This is a genomic window from Micromonospora sp. LZ37, from assembly GCF_059359015.1.
The window spans coordinates 404,175-421,967 of record NZ_JCADBL010000003.1 but is presented as its reverse complement, the minus strand read 5'-3'; the positions used below and the strand labels follow the sequence as shown (position 1 = coordinate 421,967).

Annotated in this window: 14 protein-coding genes; 3 read left to right on the top strand and 11 right to left on the bottom strand. The window is 73.6% G+C overall.

Annotated features, from left to right (window positions below; all coding sequences use genetic code 11):
- Positions 1-88: 88 nt before the first annotated feature.
- Both AC5L3Z_RS09550 and murD read right to left on the bottom strand, forming a co-directional pair.
- Positions 89-1,480, bottom strand: coding sequence for a hypothetical protein (locus AC5L3Z_RS09550; RefSeq protein ID WP_494841141.1), 1,392 nt, complete (start codon positions 1,478-1,480; stop codon positions 89-91).
- A 367-nt stretch (positions 1,481-1,847) separates the two neighbouring features.
- A complete protein-coding gene (murD, locus tag AC5L3Z_RS09545) occupies positions 1,848-3,197 on the bottom strand; it encodes a UDP-N-acetylmuramoyl-L-alanine--D-glutamate ligase (RefSeq protein ID WP_494841139.1) in 1,350 nt (449 codons plus the stop codon).
- Positions 3,198-3,245: 48 nt separating this feature from the next.
- On the opposite strand from murD, the gene AC5L3Z_RS09540 reads away from it, so the two are divergent.
- Positions 3,246-4,595 carry a MurL-like N-terminal domain-containing gene (locus AC5L3Z_RS09540; protein ID WP_494841137.1) on the top strand — a complete coding sequence of 450 codons (1,350 nt, stop codon included), beginning with the start codon at positions 3,246-3,248 and terminating at the stop codon, positions 4,593-4,595.
- A gap of 126 nt (positions 4,596-4,721) precedes the next feature.
- Here the strand turns inward: AC5L3Z_RS09540 and AC5L3Z_RS09535 are convergent, their stop codons facing one another.
- From AC5L3Z_RS09535 to AC5L3Z_RS09510, 6 genes are all read right to left on the bottom strand, one after another.
- The gene (locus AC5L3Z_RS09535) at positions 4,722-6,656 is read right to left on the bottom strand and encodes a PucR family transcriptional regulator (protein ID WP_494841136.1); all 1,935 of its coding nucleotides are present in this window, start codon (positions 6,654-6,656) and stop codon (positions 4,722-4,724) included.
- A 53-nt stretch (positions 6,657-6,709) separates the two neighbouring features.
- Positions 6,710-7,519: a TrmH family RNA methyltransferase gene (locus AC5L3Z_RS09530; protein WP_494841134.1), complete on the bottom strand. Its 810-nt coding sequence runs from the start codon at positions 7,517-7,519 to the stop codon at positions 6,710-6,712.
- A gap of 115 nt (positions 7,520-7,634) precedes the next feature.
- Positions 7,635-9,869, bottom strand: coding sequence for a transglycosylase domain-containing protein (locus AC5L3Z_RS09525; protein WP_494841132.1), 2,235 nt, complete (start codon positions 9,867-9,869; stop codon positions 7,635-7,637).
- Positions 9,870-10,007: 138 nt separating this feature from the next.
- Positions 10,008-10,814, bottom strand: a complete 807-nt coding sequence (locus AC5L3Z_RS09520; protein WP_494841130.1) for a hypothetical protein — start codon at positions 10,812-10,814, stop codon at positions 10,008-10,010.
- Positions 10,815-10,967: 153 nt separating this feature from the next.
- Positions 10,968-12,074 carry an SPFH domain-containing protein gene (locus tag AC5L3Z_RS09515; RefSeq protein WP_494841128.1) on the bottom strand — a complete coding sequence of 369 codons (1,107 nt, stop codon included), beginning with the start codon at positions 12,072-12,074 and terminating at the stop codon, positions 10,968-10,970.
- A gap of 5 nt (positions 12,075-12,079) precedes the next feature.
- On the bottom strand, positions 12,080-12,553 hold the full coding sequence (locus AC5L3Z_RS09510) for an NfeD family protein (protein WP_494841126.1): 474 nt from the start codon (positions 12,551-12,553) through the stop codon (positions 12,080-12,082).
- Between the two features lie 87 nt (positions 12,554-12,640).
- Here AC5L3Z_RS09510 and AC5L3Z_RS09505 point away from each other — a divergent pair, with 87 nt between their 5' ends.
- On the top strand, positions 12,641-13,957 hold the full coding sequence (locus AC5L3Z_RS09505; protein WP_494841124.1) for a serine hydrolase domain-containing protein: 1,317 nt from the start codon (positions 12,641-12,643) through the stop codon (positions 13,955-13,957).
- A gap of 29 nt (positions 13,958-13,986) precedes the next feature.
- Here AC5L3Z_RS09505 and AC5L3Z_RS09500 read toward each other — a convergent pair whose 3' ends face one another.
- On the bottom strand, positions 13,987-14,799 hold the full coding sequence (locus AC5L3Z_RS09500) for a DUF3097 domain-containing protein (protein ID WP_494841122.1): 813 nt from the start codon (positions 14,797-14,799) through the stop codon (positions 13,987-13,989).
- Positions 14,800-15,078: 279 nt separating this feature from the next.
- Here AC5L3Z_RS09500 and AC5L3Z_RS09495 point away from each other — a divergent pair, with 279 nt between their 5' ends.
- Positions 15,079-15,873 (top strand): Rv1486c family protein, encoded by a 795-nt coding sequence (locus AC5L3Z_RS09495; protein ID WP_334527379.1) that lies wholly within the window; start codon positions 15,079-15,081, stop codon positions 15,871-15,873.
- A 33-nt stretch (positions 15,874-15,906) separates the two neighbouring features.
- On the opposite strand, the gene AC5L3Z_RS09490 is transcribed toward AC5L3Z_RS09495, so the two are convergent.
- Complete coding sequence (locus tag AC5L3Z_RS09490; protein ID WP_494841121.1) at positions 15,907-16,686, bottom strand: HAD-IIA family hydrolase; 780 nt, start codon at positions 16,684-16,686, stop codon at positions 15,907-15,909.
- A gap of 34 nt (positions 16,687-16,720) precedes the next feature.
- Positions 16,721-17,752 carry a ferrochelatase gene (locus tag AC5L3Z_RS09485; protein ID WP_494841120.1) on the bottom strand — a complete coding sequence of 344 codons (1,032 nt, stop codon included), beginning with the start codon at positions 17,750-17,752 and terminating at the stop codon, positions 16,721-16,723.
- Positions 17,753-17,793: the final 41 nt, after the last annotated feature.

Here is a 17,793-nt window from a genome sequence, read left to right as displayed (position 1 = left end):
CGACGAACCGATGGGTGCCCGCCGTCACCCGCCCCACCTTTCGCGGTTGCGGGAGCGCTGCTGCTGGGCCTTGCCTGATCCGGCCGGGTCAGCAATCCTTCAGGACGCGGGTCAGCCGCTCGTGGCGGCCCTCCTCGTCGATGTAGCGGTCGAGGTGGAGCCAGGTGTGGCGCCACTTCCGATACCCGCGGTCGGCACCCCTGTCTTCGCGGCACGCCCTGACGCCCCGGAGGAACGCCGGCATCGTCGCGCTGCCAATGGCGTTCGCGTTTCCGTTGAGCCTTCCCTTGGCGTCCCTCTCGGCGAGCCAGGCCGACAGCGCCTCGGCCGCGGCGTCATCGAGCGGGTTGCGCTCGAGGCAGTCGGCGAATTCCAGAGTGGAGGGAAGATCGAGGCCGGGCAGTACGATCGCGGCGTTGAGCCGGAGCTGGGCCACCGACCGTCGATGGTCCATGACCAGAGGGACGCGCTTGCCGTCCTCGTCGTGCACGAGCTGCTCGATGGCCTGGTAGGCCTTGACGAAGCGCCGCACGGTCGCCTCCCGCATCTCGGACCAGTCCTCGTACTCGGAGCCGGGCCCCAACCCGAGCGCCTCCATCTCGTACGTCAGCGGCAGCAGATGCAGTGCCGCGCGGGCCGTCATGATGCCCGGGTTTCGGAAGGCTGTGTGCAGACTGAGCCGGTTGCGGTCCACCCGCTTGACCAGACCGTACTTGCGCTCGACCTCGGCGACCTTGTCCAGCGCCTCCTCGCCGATGACGACGCCGAGTGACAGCTGCTGGTACAGCAGCTCCACCCAGTGCTCCTCGTCGTCGGCGCTCCACTGCCGCTCCTGCTCTTCCTTGTCGAGCTCGTCGCACCACCGGCCGATGATGCGCTCCGCCGTGCGGCACGCCGTCCCGGTCTCGGCGAGTACCAATTGCACGAAGATTTCCTCGAGGCCCAACCATTCCCGCTCGCGGCCCGGGGCACGTCCGTGGCTCTCGACATAATGACCGCGCCGCTCGCGAGCCTCCTTGTGCAGCAGGAACGCCTCGTTGTAGCCCTGCGCCGTGTCCCGTTTGGACGCGACGAGCGCGTCGGCACGAATCGCGCCGAGAGCACGTGGCGCGAAATGCGGCCACGGCAGCACCCGAGCGAGCTGCGCCAATTGCCGAACGAGACGGGCGGCCCGCAGGTCGATCTCGGCACCACCGTCGGCGGGCCGCGCCCATCGTACGATCTGCCAGCTTGCCTCGTAGATCATCCAACCGATCAACCACAGGAGTTCCCGAAGCTCAGCCGGAGGCTCGACCGAGTCCTCGATGGGCTCGGACGCGCGGTGCTTGGCATACCACTCGCGGTACTCCTGCACCGCACGCTCCATGTCCTCAATGAGCGCCTCATCGGCGACCCGGCGGCCCACCTCGGGGTCGTCCCGGCCCTCGGATTCCGCGCGCAAGGCGCGGCAGATCGCTTCCATTTCCTCAGGGGTCCACATGAGCGAAACGGCTCCTTTTCCGATCGAGGGGACTGATCAAGAATGAGCTGTTCGACGCGCGTCTGAGAAAGACTAAGGATGGTGCGGCAGCGGCGGCATCCACCGTCAGGTTGATGCCTGCAAGCAATTCAGGCCGCCGTGAACCCCGTTGAGCAGATTCAAAGGAGCCGTGATCATCGGTAGCGGTTCAGTTGTCGGAGATCCGTCGGCGCGAGGTACCGAAAACCGACTGTTCCACGGCAACGGTTCTGATAGGATCACTGCGTCTGCGGGTACCCGCCCTCATGACCGGCGCCCGAGCAGGCGCCGAAATACCGGACGGACGAGCCCCGCCACGACGCATGGTCCGGGGCGGACGCCGAGCCGCTCAGCGGGCTGCGGTCTCCACAATCGCCTCGCGGAACGCCTCGGAGCGGTGCTCGTAGTTGCGGAACCGTCCGTAACTGGGCGCGGCCGGTGACAGCAGCACGACCCCGTCGGCCGGGGTCAGCTTGCGGGACAGTCCCACCGCGGCGGCCAGGTCCTCTGCCAGCTCGGTGCGCACTGCGGGCAGCCCGCTGAGCGCCTCGATGATCCGCGGACCACTGTCCGGAATGCCGATCACGGTGATCTCCCGCTCGGCCAGGTGGTCGCGCAGCGGCGTGTAGTCCACCCCCCGGTCGGTGCCGCCCACGATCACCGTCAACGGCCTGCCGTCGTAGGCGTCGATGGCGTGCATGGCCGCGTACGGGCTGGTGGCCAGGGTGTCGTCGACGAAGACGAGGCCGGACGGGTCGGGGATCTCGGTGAGCCGGTGGGCGAGGCCCTGGAACCCGGCGACCGCGACGGCCAGGGTGTCCTTAAGCTCCACCACGTCGACGCCGAGCACGTCGAGTACGGCGAGGGCGACACAGAGGTTGCCCTCGTTGTGCCGGCCGACCAGCGGCAGCACCGCGCGCGGGAAGAGCGGCTGGTCGCGCAGGTGGAACCAGGGGGTGCCGTCCGGGCCCGTGGCGACGTGCGTGGTGTCCGGCGAGCCGGCGCGGACGGCCGCGCGGTCGCCGAGTTCCACGGCCAGCCGGGGATCCGACCCGTTGACCACCACAGCCTGCGGGCCGTGCGCGAGCAGGTTCAGCTTGTCCCGGTAGTACTCCCGCTCGCCGCCGTGCGCGTCCAGGTGTTCCGGGAAGAGCGCGGTGACCACGGAGACCCGCGGTGAGTCGGTCAGGTCGCTGCACTGGTAGCTGGAGAGTTCCAGCACATACAGCTCGGCCTCGGGCATCTCCAGCGTCGGCACGCCGATGTTGCCGCCGAACACGTTCGGCCGGCCGGCCGCGGTCAGCAGGTGGCTGATCAGGCTGGAGGTGGTGCTCTTGCCCTTGCTGCCGGTCACCCCGACGGTGCGGTCGGCGTGATCGGCCATCCACAGCGCCGTGCCCTGCGTCACGAGGACCCCGCGGCGCCGCAGTTCGATCATCCACGGGTGGGTCTGCGGCACACCGGGAGAGCGGACCACCACATCGGCAGCGGTGAGCGCGGCGAGACCCTCCTCGCCGGTGACCAGCGGTGCAGCCTCCGCCAGCGGGCCTTCCCAGGGCAGGGCCAGGAAGTTCGTCCGGTCGTCCACGGCGACGAGACTGGCCGGACCGTGCGCGGCGACGGCCCTGGCGGCGGCCATGCCCTCACGGCCCGTCCCCCAGACAGCCACGGAACGTCCGCGCAGGTCAGACAGGTGCACGTGTGATCTCCTCGCTCGCGTCCGGGTTGGCCCGGACTAGTATGACCTGTGCCTAACGGACAGCTTCGGCGGATGGACGCCTTCACCTTCCCGTCCTACTCGATCGATCTCGCCACCGGTGAGGCGTTGTTCGACTACGCCCTGACCGGCCCCGACGGCGAGCAGCGGTTCACCGAGGTGATCACGCTACCGTTGCCGGCCGACCCGCCGTCGGACGAGACGGTGGCCAGCCTGGGCCGGGTCCTGGAGCTGCTGCACGTGGTCGCCGGGGTCAGCTACTACAAGGCCGCCGCGCCGCGCCGGCTGGTGCTGCCGGCGCCGCTGGGCTCGGCCGCCGCCGAGCTGGTCACGGCCGTCTACACCAAGGGCCTGGCCGAGTACGCGTACCGCAACCAGCTGCCGCACGTGCTCGAGCTGCGCCCGGAGGTGCCGGCCGGGGAGGTCTCCCCCGCCCGGGTGCACGACGACTCCGACCGGCGTCCGCTCTCCGCGGTCGGCGGCGGCAAGGACTCGATCGTCAGCCTGGAGGCGCTGCGCCGGGCCGGCTTCGACCCGGTGCCCTTCTCGGTCAACCCGAACCACGTGATCGTCTCGGTGAACGAGGCGTCCAGGCTGGACGCCCTCGCCGCCCGGCGGCGGATCGACCCGGTGCTGTTCGACCTGAACGCGGCCGGCGCGCTCAACGGCCACATCCCGGTCACCGCGATCAACTCGCTGATCGCGGTCGCCACGGCGGTGCTGCACGGCCTCGGCCCGGTGGTGATGTCCAACGAGCGCTCCGCCTCGGATCCGAACCTGGTCTGGAACGGTCACGAGATCAACCACCAGTGGTCCAAGGGGGTCGAGGCGGAGGGGCTGCTGCGGGCGGCGCTGGCCGAGCACGCCGGTCTCACCGAGCCGTACTTCTCCCTGCTGCGTTCGCTGTCGGAGCTGCACATCGCCCGGCTCTTCGCCGGGATCGACCGGTACGACGCCGTGGTGACCAGCTGCAACGCGGCGTTCAAGCTGCGCGACGCCAGCGAGCGCTGGTGCCGCAACTGCCCGAAGTGCCGGTTCGTCTTCCTCGCCATGGCGCCGTTCATGCCGCGGGAGCGGATCGTCGGCATCTTCGGCGGCGACCTGCTGGCCGACGCCACCCAGCTCCCCGGCTACCGGGAGCTGCTCGGCGTGGACGGGCACAAGCCGTTCGAGTGCGTCGGCGAGGTGGAGGAGTCGGTGGTGGCGCTGGGCCTGCTCGCCGAGCAGGACCAGTGGCGCGACGCCCCGGTGGTGCGCGCCCTGGTCGACGCCGTCCCGGAGACCGCCTGGTCGGCCGCCGCCAACTCCGACGTCTTCACCCCCGGCGGCCCGAACTTCGTCCCCGCCCCCTACACCAAGTCCCTCGAATCCCTCACCTGACCCTCCCCACCCCCTCCCCCTCGTTCGCCCTCGTTGATCATGAAGTTACCGCCGCGACACGCCGCAGCGGATGAGAACAACTTCATGATCGACAGGGCGACGGGGCCGGGTGGGCGGGTGGGCGGGTCAGGGGGTGCGGATGGCGTCCAGGGCCAGCAGGGCGACGTGCAGTGAGAGGCAGGCGTCGACCGAGTCCAGGTCGACGTCGAGGATCCGGGCGATGCGGGCCAGCCGCTCGTAGAACGCCGGCCGGGACAGGTGCGCCGCGGCGGCCGCCGCCGACTTGTTGCGGCCCTGTTCCAGGTACGCCCGCAGCGTGCCGAGCAGCTGCTCGCGCGGGTGCCGGGCGTCGTGGGCGAGCAGCGCCCCCAGTTCCCGTTCCACGAAGGTCTGCACCCGCGGCTCGTCGCGCAGCAGGTGCAGCAGGCCGGCGAGCCCGACGTGCGGCAGCCGGAAGATCGGCAGGTCGCGCCGGTCCCGCCGGGCCGCGTCGGCGATCTGCCGGGCCTCGATCAGGGACCGCCGCGCCTCCCGCAGGCTGCCCACCCCGGATCCGGCCGCCACGATGACGGCGTTCGGCGTCGGGCCGCCCGCCCGTCCCGCGGCGCCCCCCGTCCCCGGCCGGACAATCCCGCCCGTCCCGGCGCGGGCGGGGCCCGGTCCCGCGTCCGCCCGACCGGTCACCGGCCCCGGATCGGACCGGACGGCGGCCGGCCGGCTCGCCGGCGGCTCCGCCCGCCCGGCGGTCGGCCGCGCGGTCCCCGCCGGTGCGGCGTCGGCGCGGCCGGCCGCCGGGCGGGCCGGAGCGGCGTCCAGCCGGATGCGGCGCAGGGCGGTGGCGAACGCGGCGAGGGCGCGCTCCTCGGCGGCCGGGTCGGCGAGGGCGAGCAGCGCACCGACGGCCTGGTCGTCGACGGCGCTGGTCAGCGCGGTGAGCTTCGCCTCCCGCAGCGCCTGGCCGACCGCCTCGGCGAGATCCCGCAGCCGGGCCGGACCGGCCTCCGGAGCGGCGTCGACGGAGAGGCCACCCTCCCCCGGCACACCGGGCTCCCCGGCCGGCTCGTCGAGGCGGTGCCGGACCACCACCCCGACCAGGTGCCGCCGGTCGAGGGTGACGCCGAGCGCCCTGGCCCGCAGCGCGACCTCGTCCACCGGGCGGGAATGGTCGAGCAGGGCGGTGAGCAGGGTGCGGTGCAGCTGCCGTTCCAGCCCCTCGGCGTCGCGCCGGATCAGCCGGCCCAGCGCCAGCGTGGAGGCGGCCCGTTCGATCAGGATGGTCAGCCGGGTCGGTGGTGCGCCGGCCGGGCGCGCGTCGACGCCTGCGCCGGTCAGGTCGCCGGCGCCGGGCCAGCGCAGCAGCAGCCGACCCCAGTCCTGCCCCCGGGCGCCCACCGTGGTCACCAGCCAGCCGCTGTCGGCGTCGTACGCGGTCCGCCCCGCCGGGCGGATCCGGCGGGAGTGCTGCTCCCAGCCGTCCAGCAGCAGCTCGGCGCTCTCCCCCGCCGGGTCGTACGCCAGCACCTGACGGGAGAGGTTCTCCAGCACCACCGGGCAGCCGGCCAGCTCGGCGGCCTGCCGGACCACCTCGGCGGGGCCGGCGCCCTCCACGGACAGCTCGGTGAACCGCTGGTGGATCTCCTCGGCGGCCCGCAGCTCGGTGAGCTGGGCGTCGACGATCAGCGCGTGCACCGCCTCGGTGATCCGCACGAACGGGGTGGCCCGACGCAGCTCGACCAGGGGCAGCCCGCGCCGCTCGGCGGCCGCCACCATCACCCGGGGCACCCCGCTGACGTACCGTCGGCCCAGCTCCACCACCAGCCCCGAGACGCCGACGTCGGCCAGGTCGCTGATGAACGCCCGCAGCCCGGCGTCGTCGGCGGGCAACCCGATGCCGGTGGTCAGCACCAGCTCCCCGCCGCCGAGCAGGGTGGCGATGTCGGGCACCTCGGCGACGTGCACCCAGCGGACCGGCCGGTCCAGGGCGGCGTCCCCGGCGACCAGGCGCGGAGCGCCGTGGCGTACCGGGTCGAGCGCCAGGACCTCACGGACGGTGGGGAACACGGGCGACACGCTACCGTCCGTGACTCCGTACGCCGACATCCCGCCCGGCCCGGTCAGAGCGGGTCGTCGCGGCCCAGCTCCCAGCAGGCCACCGCGGTCGCGGCGGCCACGTTGAGTGAGTCGACGCCGCGGCGCATCGGGATGACCACCCGGGCGTCGCTGGCCCGCATCGCCGCCGGGGTCAGCCCGGCCCCTTCGGCGCCGAGCAGCAGCGCCGCGCGGGCCCGCTGCGCCGCGTCGAGCCGCTGGATCGGCACCGCGTCCGGGGCGGGGGTCATCGCCAGCACCGTGAAACCGGCCGCCCGGACCTCGGCGAGCGCGTCCGGCCAGGGCTCCAGCTTCGCGTACGGCACGGCGAAGACCTCGCCCATGCTGACCCGTACGCTGCGCCGGTAGAGCGGGTCGGCGCAGGTCGGGGAGAGCAGCACCGCGTCCACCCCGAGCCCCGCTACCGCCCTGAAGATCGCGCCCAGATTCGTATGGTTGTTCACGTCTTCGAGGATCACCACCCGCCGGGCCGCGGCGAGCACGTCGGCCGCGTCCGGCAGCGGCTTGCGCCGGAACGAGGCGAGCACACCCCGGTGCACGTGGAAGCCGGTGGCCCGCTGGAGCACGTCCGGCGTGGCCGCGTAGACCGGCGCGTCCCCGGTGTCGAGGTCGGCGAGCTGGTCGGCCCGCTTGGCGTCCACCAGGTACGACCGGGCCGGGTAGCCGGCGCGCAGCGCCCGCCGCAGCACCAGCTCACCCTCGGCGATGAAGAGTCCGTGCGGGGGCTCCCAGCGGGTACGTAGCTCGACGTCGGTCAGCGCACGGTAGTCGGCGATCCGGTCGTCGTCGGGGTCGGTGATCTGGTGGACGGGCATCCGACGATTCTGCCGGGTACCGGTGACGCGCCGGGCGGGGCGGTGCCGCCGAGCGGCGCAGGCCACCCGGTTGTCGGCAGGGGCCCCTTCCCGTGGCGCGAGGCCCCGTTCCGGTTCAGCCGCGGCGCTCCTGGAGCCAGCGCAGGATGTCGGCGGGAAGCTCCCGCTCCCGCTGACGCTCCCGCGGGCTCGGGGACGGGCGCGGCGGTTCGGGGCGGCGCGGCTCGCCGGCCAGTTCGCGGCTGGGCGCGGTGAAGTCGCGGACCGGCTCGCCCTCGACGGCGCTGCGGATGGTGCGGGCGACCGCAGCGATGACCTGCGCCTGCACCGGGCCGCCGACCGCGTCGCTCGGGTCGTCCGGGTTGGCCGCGATGCCGGCGACCGCGACCTGCGGGGTGAACCCGACGAAGGTCTCGGTGGCGTTCCGCTCCGAGCTGCCGGTCTTGCCGGCGACCGGGCGGCCGACGATCCGGTCCACGCCGCTGGCCGTGCCGCCGTTGCACTGCCCGTACGCCGACTGCTGCCCGACCGGGCAGCGCGCCGCGTCGGTGGCCGCGCGGGCCACGTCCCGGCTCAGCACCCGCCTGCAGGACGGGGCGCCCACCGGCAGCCGCGTGCCGTCCGGCGCGGTCACCGACTCCACCGGCGTGGGCGTGCAGTACGTCCCCTCGGCCGCCACCGTGGCGTAGGCGTTGGCCAGGTCCAGCGGGGTGGTGGCGGCGACACCGAGGGTGAACGCGCCCCAGTCGGCCGCGTCGTTCTCGGCGAAGGACGCGTCGGCGTCGGCGCGGAACCTGATGCCCAGCCGCTGCGCCATCTCCACCACCTTGTCCTGGCCGACCTGCTCGGCGAGCCAGACGAAGTAGGTGTTCACGGAGCGGCCGAAGCCGTCCCACATCATCCGGTAGCCGTCCATCCGCGCCGGGTTGGCGTTCGCCGGGCACCACCTGCCGTCGCAGCTGGCCTCACCCTCGGCCGGGTACCGGGTGGGCAGCCGGCTGGGCGCGTCGAAGCCGGTGGAGAGCGTCCGGCCGGACTCCAGCGCGGCGAGCATGGTGAAGAGCTTGAACGTCGACCCGGCCTGGTAGCCCTCGACGCTGCCGCCGCCGGAGACCAGCGGGTTGACGGTCTGGTTCTCGCCGACGCCGTACCGGCGGCTGACCGCCATCGCGAGCACCCTGCCGGTGCCCGGCTCGACCGCCGCGATCGGCAGCGCCCGCTCGTCGTCGGCGGCGTAGACCTTCCGGACCTCCTCGACGGCGGTGGCCTGGACGTCCGGGTCGAGCGAGGTGACCACCCGGTAGCCGCCGCGGCGCAGCGCCTGCTCCCGCTCCTCGACCGTGTCCCCGAAGGCGGGCTGCTCCAGCCACCAGCGACGCAGGTAGTCGCAGAAGAAGCCGGCGCCGTCGGCGCGGGTCGCGGTGCAGCCGTTGACCTGCGCGGTGGGGCGCAGGGCGAGCTTCTCGACCCGGGCCCGCGCCGCCTGCGCGGCGGTGATCACGCCGGTGTCGGCCATCGCGTCGAGCACCTGCCCTCGCCGGGCCAGCGCCGCGTCCACGTCACCGTCGATCGGGCTGTACTCCTCCGGCGACTGCACCAGACCGGCCAGCAGGGCGGCCTCGCCGAGAGTCAGGTCGGCCGGGGCCTTGCCGAAGTAGCGCTGGCTGGCCGCTGCGATCCCGTACGCCCCGGAGCCGAAGTAGGCGATGTTCAGGTAGCGGTTGAGGATCTCGTCCTTGCCGAGGGTCTTCTCCAACGCGGTGGCGTACCGGATCTCCTGGAGCTTGCGGCCGACGGTCTGCTCGGTGGCGGCGGCCCGCTCCGCCGCGGTGCGGCTGGGGTCGGTCTTGAGCACGTTGCGGACGTACTGCATGGTCAGGGTGGAGCCGCCCTGGGAGGCGCCGCCGGTCAGGTTGGCGACCACGGCGCGGGCCAGGCCACGCAGGTCGGCGCCGCCGTGGGAGTAGAAGCGCCGGTCCTCGATCGCGACGATTGCCTGCCGCATCACCGGGGCGATCTCGGCCAGCGGCACGTCGGTGCGGTTGACGTCGTAGAACGTGGTCAGCAGCGTGGTGCCGTCGTTGGCGTAGACGTAGGAGCGCTGCGGGGTGGCCGGGGTGCGCAGCGCGGACGGCAGCTCGGCGAACGCCCCGAGGACCGACCGGGTGGCGAAACCGGCCAGCAGGTTGCCCGGCAGCGCGGCGACCGCGAGAGCGAGGCCGGCGAGCAGGCCGGCGAGCAGCACGGTGAAGAGCCGCGACAGCGGCGACCGGGGGTGGGGCATGACACCCAGGATTGCCAGGTGGGACCCGAGCGGGCCAGTTGGACCGACGATTGTCAGCCAACTCACCGTGACCGCGCGGCGACTTCCCCACTCCCGTCCCCGCCCGCACCCATCCGTCCCCTCCCGGACCCGCCGTCCCCCGCCGGGCTGATCAAGCGGTTTGCGTCATCCCGACGGGCCGGGCGGGGGTGGGGCGCGGGGTGGTCAGGCGGCGGGGAGGGGGCCCTGGGGGCCGTCCGGGCCCGGGGCGGCCGGGGTGGAGACGCTGGCGCTCGCGGCGTCCCGGGCGATGGCCGCCGGCACCAGACGACCGGAGCGGTAGCCGATGCCGATGCCGGCGATCAGCACGAAGATCGCGCCGAAGGTCTGCAGCGACCCGATCAGCGCCCCACCGAGTCCGAGCAGCGGCGCGGCGATCATCAGCATCGTCCCGTCGCCGATGCTGAACATCCCGGAGCGGGACACCGACCAGCCGATCAGCAGCCAGCCCGCGCTGTAGCAGGTGGCCCCGACCAGCACCAGCATCCGGGCGGTGGTGCCGAAGACCGGGGTCTGCTCGGCGAGCCCGGCGAAGGGCAGCATCAGCACGGTGCCGGCGATGCTGGTGAGCAGCCCGGCCACGGCGACCCGGCGGCTGCGGGTGGCGGCCAGCAGGCCGGTCAGCGCCAGCAGGGCGAGCAGGCCCAGCCAGACCGCGGCCACCCAGCCGACCAGGTAGAGCGGCTGCCCGTCGGCCGGGTACGGGTCGTTGCCGACCCCGCCGTCGCTGGCCATCGCGACCACGCCGTAGAGCACCGCGTACGCCGGCAGCAGCCAGACCGACGCCCGGGCGAAGCGCCGCAGCGACCAGGCCCAGCTGGCGTTGGTGGCCGGCGCGGCCGGCCCGGGGTCACCGACGAAGGGCAGCACCCCGAAGCCCCCACCGGTCCGCCGGGTGCCCAGCGGGCCGGCCGGGTCGTGCGCGCCGGGGACGGGAGTGCGGGAGAACAGGCTCTGCGCCGGATCCTTCATGCCTCACCTCGCTCGACTCCGACGAGCGGCGGGGGACGCATTCGGCGCCCCGGCTCCTGACCACCACCCGTCCATCAGGACCGATCGTGGCAGGCGCCGGAGCGCCGCATGAGTCTTTCTCGCATTTGTCGCCGGTGGGCGACGTCGCGTGGGTCAGCCCCGTTCGCGCTGGTCCGCCGGGTCGTTGACCAGGCTCGCCGGGGAGACCGGCTCCGGCGCGGGCAGCCCCTGCGGGGTCTTGCCGCCGCTGGCCTGCGCCTCCGCGACGCGTACCTCGTCGTGGATCTCCTGGGCGGCGCTGGCCGCGGCCCGCGCCGCCTCCGCGGCCTCGCGCTCCACCTGGCTGGCGTGGTCGGCCGCCTCCGGCGCCGGGAGGTCCCCGACCATGCCGGCCAGCCCGCCCAGCGCGCCGCCCATGCCCTCCAGTGCCTTGGTCAGCTCCGCCGGCACGATCCACACCTTGTTCGCGGTGCCGTTGGCGATCTGCGGCAGCGCCTGCAGGTACTGGTAGGCCAGCACCTTCTGGCTCGGGTTGGCCTGGTGGATGGCGTCGAAGACGGTACGGATCGCCTTGGCCTGCCCCTCGGCCTGGAGGATCCGGGCCTGCCGGTCACCGTCGGCGCGCAGCACCGCCGACTGCTTCTCGCCCTCGGCCGTGAGGATCTGCGACTGCTTGTGCCCCTCGGCGGTCAGGATCGCCGCCCGGCGGTCCCGCTCGGCGCGCATCTGCTTCTCCATCGAGTCCCGGATGCTGGCCGGCGGCTCGATCGCCTTGATCTCCACCCGGGTGACCTTGATGCCCCAGCGCCCGGTGGTCTCGTCCAGCACCCCGGAGAGGTGGCGGTTGATCTCCTCGCGGCTGGTCAGCGCCCGCTCCAGGTCCAGCGAGCCGATCACGTTCCGCAGGGTGGTCACGGTGAGCTGCTCGATCGCCTGGATGAAGTTGGCGATCTCGTAGGTGGCCCGGACCGCGTCGACCACCTTGTAGTAGAGGACCGTGTCGATCGACACGACCAGGTTGTCCGAGGTGATCACCGGCTGGGGCGGGAAGCTGACCACCTGCTCGCGCATGTCGACCTTGGTGCGCACCGCGTCGATGAAGGGAACCAGCAGGTTCAGGCCCGGGTTCAGGGTGCGCTTGTACTTTCCGAGCCGCTCCACCACGTCCTGACGCTGCTGCGGCACGATGCGTACCGCCTTGACCAGCACCACCACGACGATCAGCGCGACGGCCACCAACAGGACCGCTGCAAACTCCATACCGCTCACCTTTTCGCTTCCGGCAACTCGCCGGGGGAGGAAATGTCGTCCTGCCAGACCAGGGCGGTGGCGCCCTGGACCTTGATCACCTGCACCCGCTCACCGGGCTCGAAGGCCTGCGTCGCGTCGTACGGCCGCGCGCTCCACAACTCACCGTCGATCTTGACCAGCCCGCGCCCGGCGTCCACCCGCTCCAGCACCAGCGCGGTGACGCCCTCCAGCGCCTCCACCCCGAACGGCCGGTCGCCAGTCTCCAGCGCGCTGCCCGCGTGCCGCCTGATGACCGGCCGCACCACCGCCACCGACAACGCCGAGACCACGGCGAAGACCAACGCCTGCACGGGGATCGGGGCACCGAGCGCCGCGGCACCGGCGGCCGCGAACGCGCCCGCCGCGAACATGATCAGGAAAAGCGTCGTCGTAAAGACCTCGGCGACCGCCAACAGCACACCCAGCACGATCCACACCACGGCGTCCACCCCACGATCGTGACACGCCGATGCACGTCCCCGCCGCCCCACATGATCAGTAAGCTCGGGCGGACCCGCACCCGCCGAGGAGGACTCGTGCCCCTGCTGCCCGAAACCGCCCGCCAGGTCGACATCCTCGTCGCGGCGGCCCAGGCCACCGGCCGTGCGCCGTCGCTGGTCCTCGGCGTGGTCCGGGACGGGACGCTCACCCACCTCGCCGCCGCCGGTGACCACCCGCGTCCCGACGCCGACCTGCAGTACCGGCTCGGCTCGATCAGCAAGACCATGACCGCGGTGCTGGTGATGCAGCAGCGCGACGCCGGCCGGCTGGCCCTGGACGACCCGCTGGAGCGGCACCTGCCCGGCACCGCGGTCGGCGCGCCGACCCTGCGCCAGCTCCTCGGGCACGCCGGTGGCCTGCAACGGGAGCCGGACGGGCAGTGGTGGGAGCGGACCGAGGGCACCGACCTGGCCACCCTGCTCGCGGCGCTGACCCCGGCGAAGATCGCCTACCCGCCGCACCGCGCCTACCACTACTCCAACCTGGCGTACGGGCTGCTCGGCGGGGTGCTGGAGCGGGTCACCGGGACGCCCTGGGCCGAGCTGCTGCGGGAGCGCGTCCTGACGCCGCTCGGCCTGCACCGCACCACCTACCACGCCACCGAGCCGTACGCCCGCGGCTACGTCGTGCACCCGTGGGACGAGACGCTGCGGGAGGAGCCGCGGACCGACACCGGGGCGATGGCGCCGGCCGGGCAGCTCTGGTCGACCGTCGACGACCTGGCCCGCTGGGCGGCCTTCCTCGCCGACCCCGACCCGGCGGTGCTCGCCCCGGCGACGCTGACCGAGATGTGCGCGCCGGTGGCGATCAGCGATCTCGACTCCTGGCGCGGCGGGCACGGCCTGGGGCTGGAGCTCTACCGCGAGGGTGACCGGGTGCACGTCGGGCACGGCGGTTCGATGCCCGGGTACGTCTCGACGCTGACGGTGCACCGGCCCAGCCGTACCGCGGTGGTCGGCTTCGCCAACTCGTACGGCCTGCGCGGCACCCACCTCGGCGGGCTGGCGCGGCAGGTGCTCACCCTGGTGCTGGACGCCGAGCCGGCGCCGGTGACGCCGTGGCGCCCCGCCGCCGCGCCGCCGCCGGCCGAGCTGACCGAGCTGACCGGCCGCTGGTGGTGGATGGGGATCGAGTACGAGTTCCGGGTCGACGACGGCACCGGCGAACTGCACGGCGGGCCGGTGGGCCAGCGGTCCCTGCGGTTCACCCGGGAGGGGCCGGACCGCTGGCGGGGCCACTCCGGCGGCCAGGACGGGGAGATCCTCACCGTCGTCCGGGACGGGGCGGGTCGGGTGGTCGCCCTGGACATCGCCACGTTCGTCTTCACCCGCACCCCCGACCAGGCGCCCTGAGCCGGCCGGGACGCGCCCCGGCCCGACCGTCAGGCCGGCTCGGTGACGAAGTCGATCAACCGCTCCATCGCGTTGATCAACGGGGTCTCCACGTCGGCGAAGCTGTCCACCCGGGAGAGGATGTGCCGCCACATGGCCGCCGGCTCGGCCACCCCGAGCGCCGCGCAGACGCCCTCCTTCCACGGCCGGCCGGGCGGCACCACCGGCCAGGCCGCGATGCCCAGCGCCGACGGCTTGACCGCCTGCCAGACGTCGACGTACGGGTGACCGGTGACCAGCACGTACGGCGAGTTCACCCGCGCCACGATCCGGCTCTCCTTGGAGCCGGGCACCAGGTGGTCGACGAGCACCCCCAGCCGGCGGGTCGGGCCGGGGGCGAAGTCGCGCACCTCGGCGTCGAGGGCGTCGATGCCGTCCAGCGGCTCCACCACCACGCCCTCGATCCGCAGGTCGTCACCCCAGATCCGCTCCACCAGCGCGGCGTCGTGGACACCCTCCACCCAGATCCGGCTGGCCTTGGCGACCTGCGCCCGGACGTTGTCGACCGCGATCGAGCCGGAGGCGGTCCGCCGCCGGGCCGCCGGCACCGGGTTCCGCGCCGGCCGGCGCAGCGTGACCGGCCGGCCGTCGAGCAGGAACGCCGCCGGCAGCAGCGGGAAGTTGCGCCGCCGGCCGTGCCGGTCCTCCAGCACCACCGCCCCGGACTCGAAACCGACCACCGCGCCGCAGAACCCCGAGTCGGCGTCCTCCACCACGAGGTCGACCTCGGCGTCCACCTCGGGCGTGACCTTCCGCCGCCGCCAGTCCCCCGCCAACACGTCGTCGCCATAACGCCCCACCACGCCCACCACGCTAACCCCAGCGGCACCATCCGTCCCGCCGCCACCCCGAGGCAAGATCGCGCTGGATCCTGGAAGCAGTGGTGTCCGCGTCGGGGTCAGGCCACCACATCCAGGAAGTAGCACGATCAAGCGGCGGGCCGGGCCGGCCGCGGCGCGGTGGCCGTACGAAGGGCTCGGATCGGGGCGTTCCGCCCAGGACAATCGCATGATCGACAGGGGCGCGGCGGGGGTGGCGCGGCAGTCGAGACAGCGACGGCGGGAAGCACGTACCCTTTCCGCATGTCCTCCCCCGCTACGGGCGCGGCCACCCTGGCCGCACGCCGGTCGAGCCGCTTCGTCGCCTGGGTGCGCGCCTGGCGCGCCGGCCTGGTGCCCTTCGACGAGGTCGCCGAGGAGATCGCCGGCGACGAGGAGCACCTGGTCGCCGACGCCCCAGGCACCTGGACCGACGTCCCGCTGCGGGACGCGCTGCCCAGCCTGGCCCGGACCTCACCCGACGAGATCCGGCTGGTGCTGCCCGCCCCCGGCGACCCCCGCGGGCTCCCCGGGCCCGGCGACTTCGCCGGGGCCGCGCTGCTCGCCGGCGAGGCCGTCGTCGCCGGCTCCCTCGGGTTCATCCCCGAGGTGCGCACCCACACCTCCGGCTCCGGGGTGACCTTCGAGACCGTGCTCTGGCGGGTCTACCCGCTGCCCGTCGACGCGCCGAAGGCGTCGCTCGGCACGCCCGGCGCGGCCGAGGCGGAGGCGGAGCTGGCCACGGCGCTGGCCGAGACGACCGCCGCGCTGACCCGGCTCGACGTGGCGCAGTGGCGGCCCGAGCTGGCCGGAGCCCTCGCCGCGCTGCGCCGCCCGGACGGCGCCACCGACCTGCCACCCGGCTTCGACCCGCGCGCCCGCCGGCTCTTCGCCCGGGCCGCGGTGCTGGACCGGGTGCTCGCCCTGGCCGGGCACAGCGCCCCCGGCGGCGCGATCAACAACTACGAGGCCCAGCAGCGCGACGCCGCGCTCCGGCCGCTCACCACCGCCTGCCGGCAGGCCCTCGTCGCCGCCTGCAACGCCCCGCTGCGCCCCTGACGGCGGCGGCGTGAGCCGCTGCCCCCGGGGGCGTCAGATCTCGTCGATCAGGTCCGCGACCGAGTCGACGATCCGCGACGGCCGGTACGGGTAGCGCTCCGCCTCGACGCGGCTGCTGATCCCGGTCAGCACCAGGATGGTCTCCAGCCCCGCCTCCAGGCCGCAGAGGATGTCGGTGTCCATCCGGTCGCCGATCATCGCGGTGCTCTCCGAGTGCGCCTCGATGGTGTTCAACGCCGAGCGCATCATCATCGGATTGGGCTTGCCGACGAAGTAGGGCTCCACCCCGGTCGCCTTGGAGATCATCGCGGCGACCGAGCCGGCGGCGGGCAGGGCGCCCTCCACCGACGGGCCGGTCACGTCGGGGTTGGTGCAGATGAACCGCGCCCCGTCGTTGATCAACCGGACCGCCTTGGTGATCGCCTCGAAGCTGTAGGTGCGGGTCTCCCCCAGCACCACGTAGTCCGGGGCGAAGTCGGTCAGCACGTACCCCACCGCGTGCAGGGCCGTGGTCAACCCGGCCTCCCCGATCACGTACGCCGTGCCGCCCGGCCGTTGGTCGGCGAGGAACTGGGCGGTGGCCAGCGCCGACGACCAGATCGCCTCCTCCGGCACGTCCAGCCCCATCCGGACCAGCCGGGCCTGGAGATCGCGCGGGGTGTAGATCGAGTTGTTCGTGAGCACCAGGAAGGGCTTGCCGGAGACGCGCAACCGTTTGACGAACTCCGGCGCGCCGGGCACCGGCTGGCCCTCGTGCACCAGCACGCCGTCCATGTCGGTGAGCCAGCTCTGCACCGGCTTGCGGTCATGCATCTGTTCGTCCCAGGGGTTGTCGGGGATGGTCGGCTCAGGTCCGGCGGGCGGCGGGCACGCAGCACGGCGTGGGGCAGGTGTCCCACATCGGCAGCTCACCGAGGCGGCGACGCAGCCGCTCCCCGTCCGGCGTGGTGCGCTCGGCCACCAGCTCCCGGACCATCGCCACGAACCGCGGGTCGGTGCCGGGGGTGCCGGCGCGGACGAAGTCCAGGCCGAGCTGCTTGGCCGTCTCCAGCGCCTCGGTGTCCAGGTCCCAGACCACCTCCAGGTGGTCGGAGACGAAGCCGATCGGGCTGACCACCACGCTGGTCACGCCGGACCCGGCGAGCGCCGTCAGGTGGTCGTTGATGTCCGGCTCCAGCCACGGCACCTGCGGCGGGCCGGACCGGCTCTGCCAGACCAGGTCGTACGGCAGGTCCGGGGCGGCGGCCGCGTGCACCAGCCGGGCGGTCTCCGCCATCTGGGCGGTGTACCGGCCCCCGTTGGGGCCCGCCGTCGCCGCCGCCGAGCTGGGGATGGAGTGCGCGGTGAAGACCACCCGGGTGGTCTCCCGCTTCGCCGGGTCGAGCTGGGCCAGCGCGGCCCGCACCGCGTCGGCGTGCGGCTCGACGAAGCCCGGGTGGTCCCAGAACTGACGCAGCTTCTCGATCACCGGGGCGTCCGGGCCGACCGCGGAACGGGCCGCGGCGATGTCCTCCTGGTACTGCCGGCAGGAGGAGTAGCCGCCGTACGCGCTGGTGACGAAGGCCAGCGCCCGCTTCACCCCGTCGTCGCGCATCTGCCCGACGGTGTCGGCGAGCATCGGGTCCCAGTTGCGGTTGCCCCAGTAGACCGGCAGGTCGACGCCGTTGGCCGCGAAGTCCGCCCGGATCGCGGCGAGCAGCTCCCGGCACTGCTGGTTGATCGGGGAGACCCCGCCGAAGTGCAGGTAGTGCTCGGCGACCTCGGCGAGCCGCTCGGGCGGCACTCCCCGGCCCCGGGTCACGTTCTGCAGGAAGGGCAGCACGTCCTCGGGCCGCTCCGGGCCGCCGAATGAGACCAGCACCAACGCGTCGTACGCCATGGGTCCATTCTTGCCGGTCGGCCGGGGCACGGCGGCGACGC

What these genes read in the sequence shown, in the direction of transcription:
- AC5L3Z_RS09485 (WP_494841120.1), bottom strand. Translation starts at nt 17,752, where the DNA reads ATGGCGTACGACGCGTTGGTGCTGGTCTCATTCGGCGGCCCGGAGCGG.
- AC5L3Z_RS09515 (WP_494841128.1), bottom strand. Translation starts at nt 12,074, where the DNA reads ATGGAGTTTGCAGCGGTCCTGTTGGTGGCCGTCGCGCTGATCGTCGTG.
- AC5L3Z_RS09495 (WP_334527379.1), top strand. Translation starts at nt 15,079, where the DNA reads ATGTCCTCCCCCGCTACGGGCGCGGCCACCCTGGCCGCACGCCGGTCG.
- AC5L3Z_RS09550 (WP_494841141.1), bottom strand. Translation starts at nt 1,480, where the DNA reads ATGTGGACCCCTGAGGAAATGGAAGCGATCTGCCGCGCCTTGCGCGCG.
- AC5L3Z_RS09530 (WP_494841134.1), bottom strand. Translation starts at nt 7,519, where the DNA reads ATGCCCGTCCACCAGATCACCGACCCCGACGACGACCGGATCGCCGAC.
- AC5L3Z_RS09520 (WP_494841130.1), bottom strand. Translation starts at nt 10,814, where the DNA reads ATGAAGGATCCGGCGCAGAGCCTGTTCTCCCGCACTCCCGTCCCCGGC.
- AC5L3Z_RS09490 (WP_494841121.1), bottom strand. Translation starts at nt 16,686, where the DNA reads ATGCATGACCGCAAGCCGGTGCAGAGCTGGCTCACCGACATGGACGGC.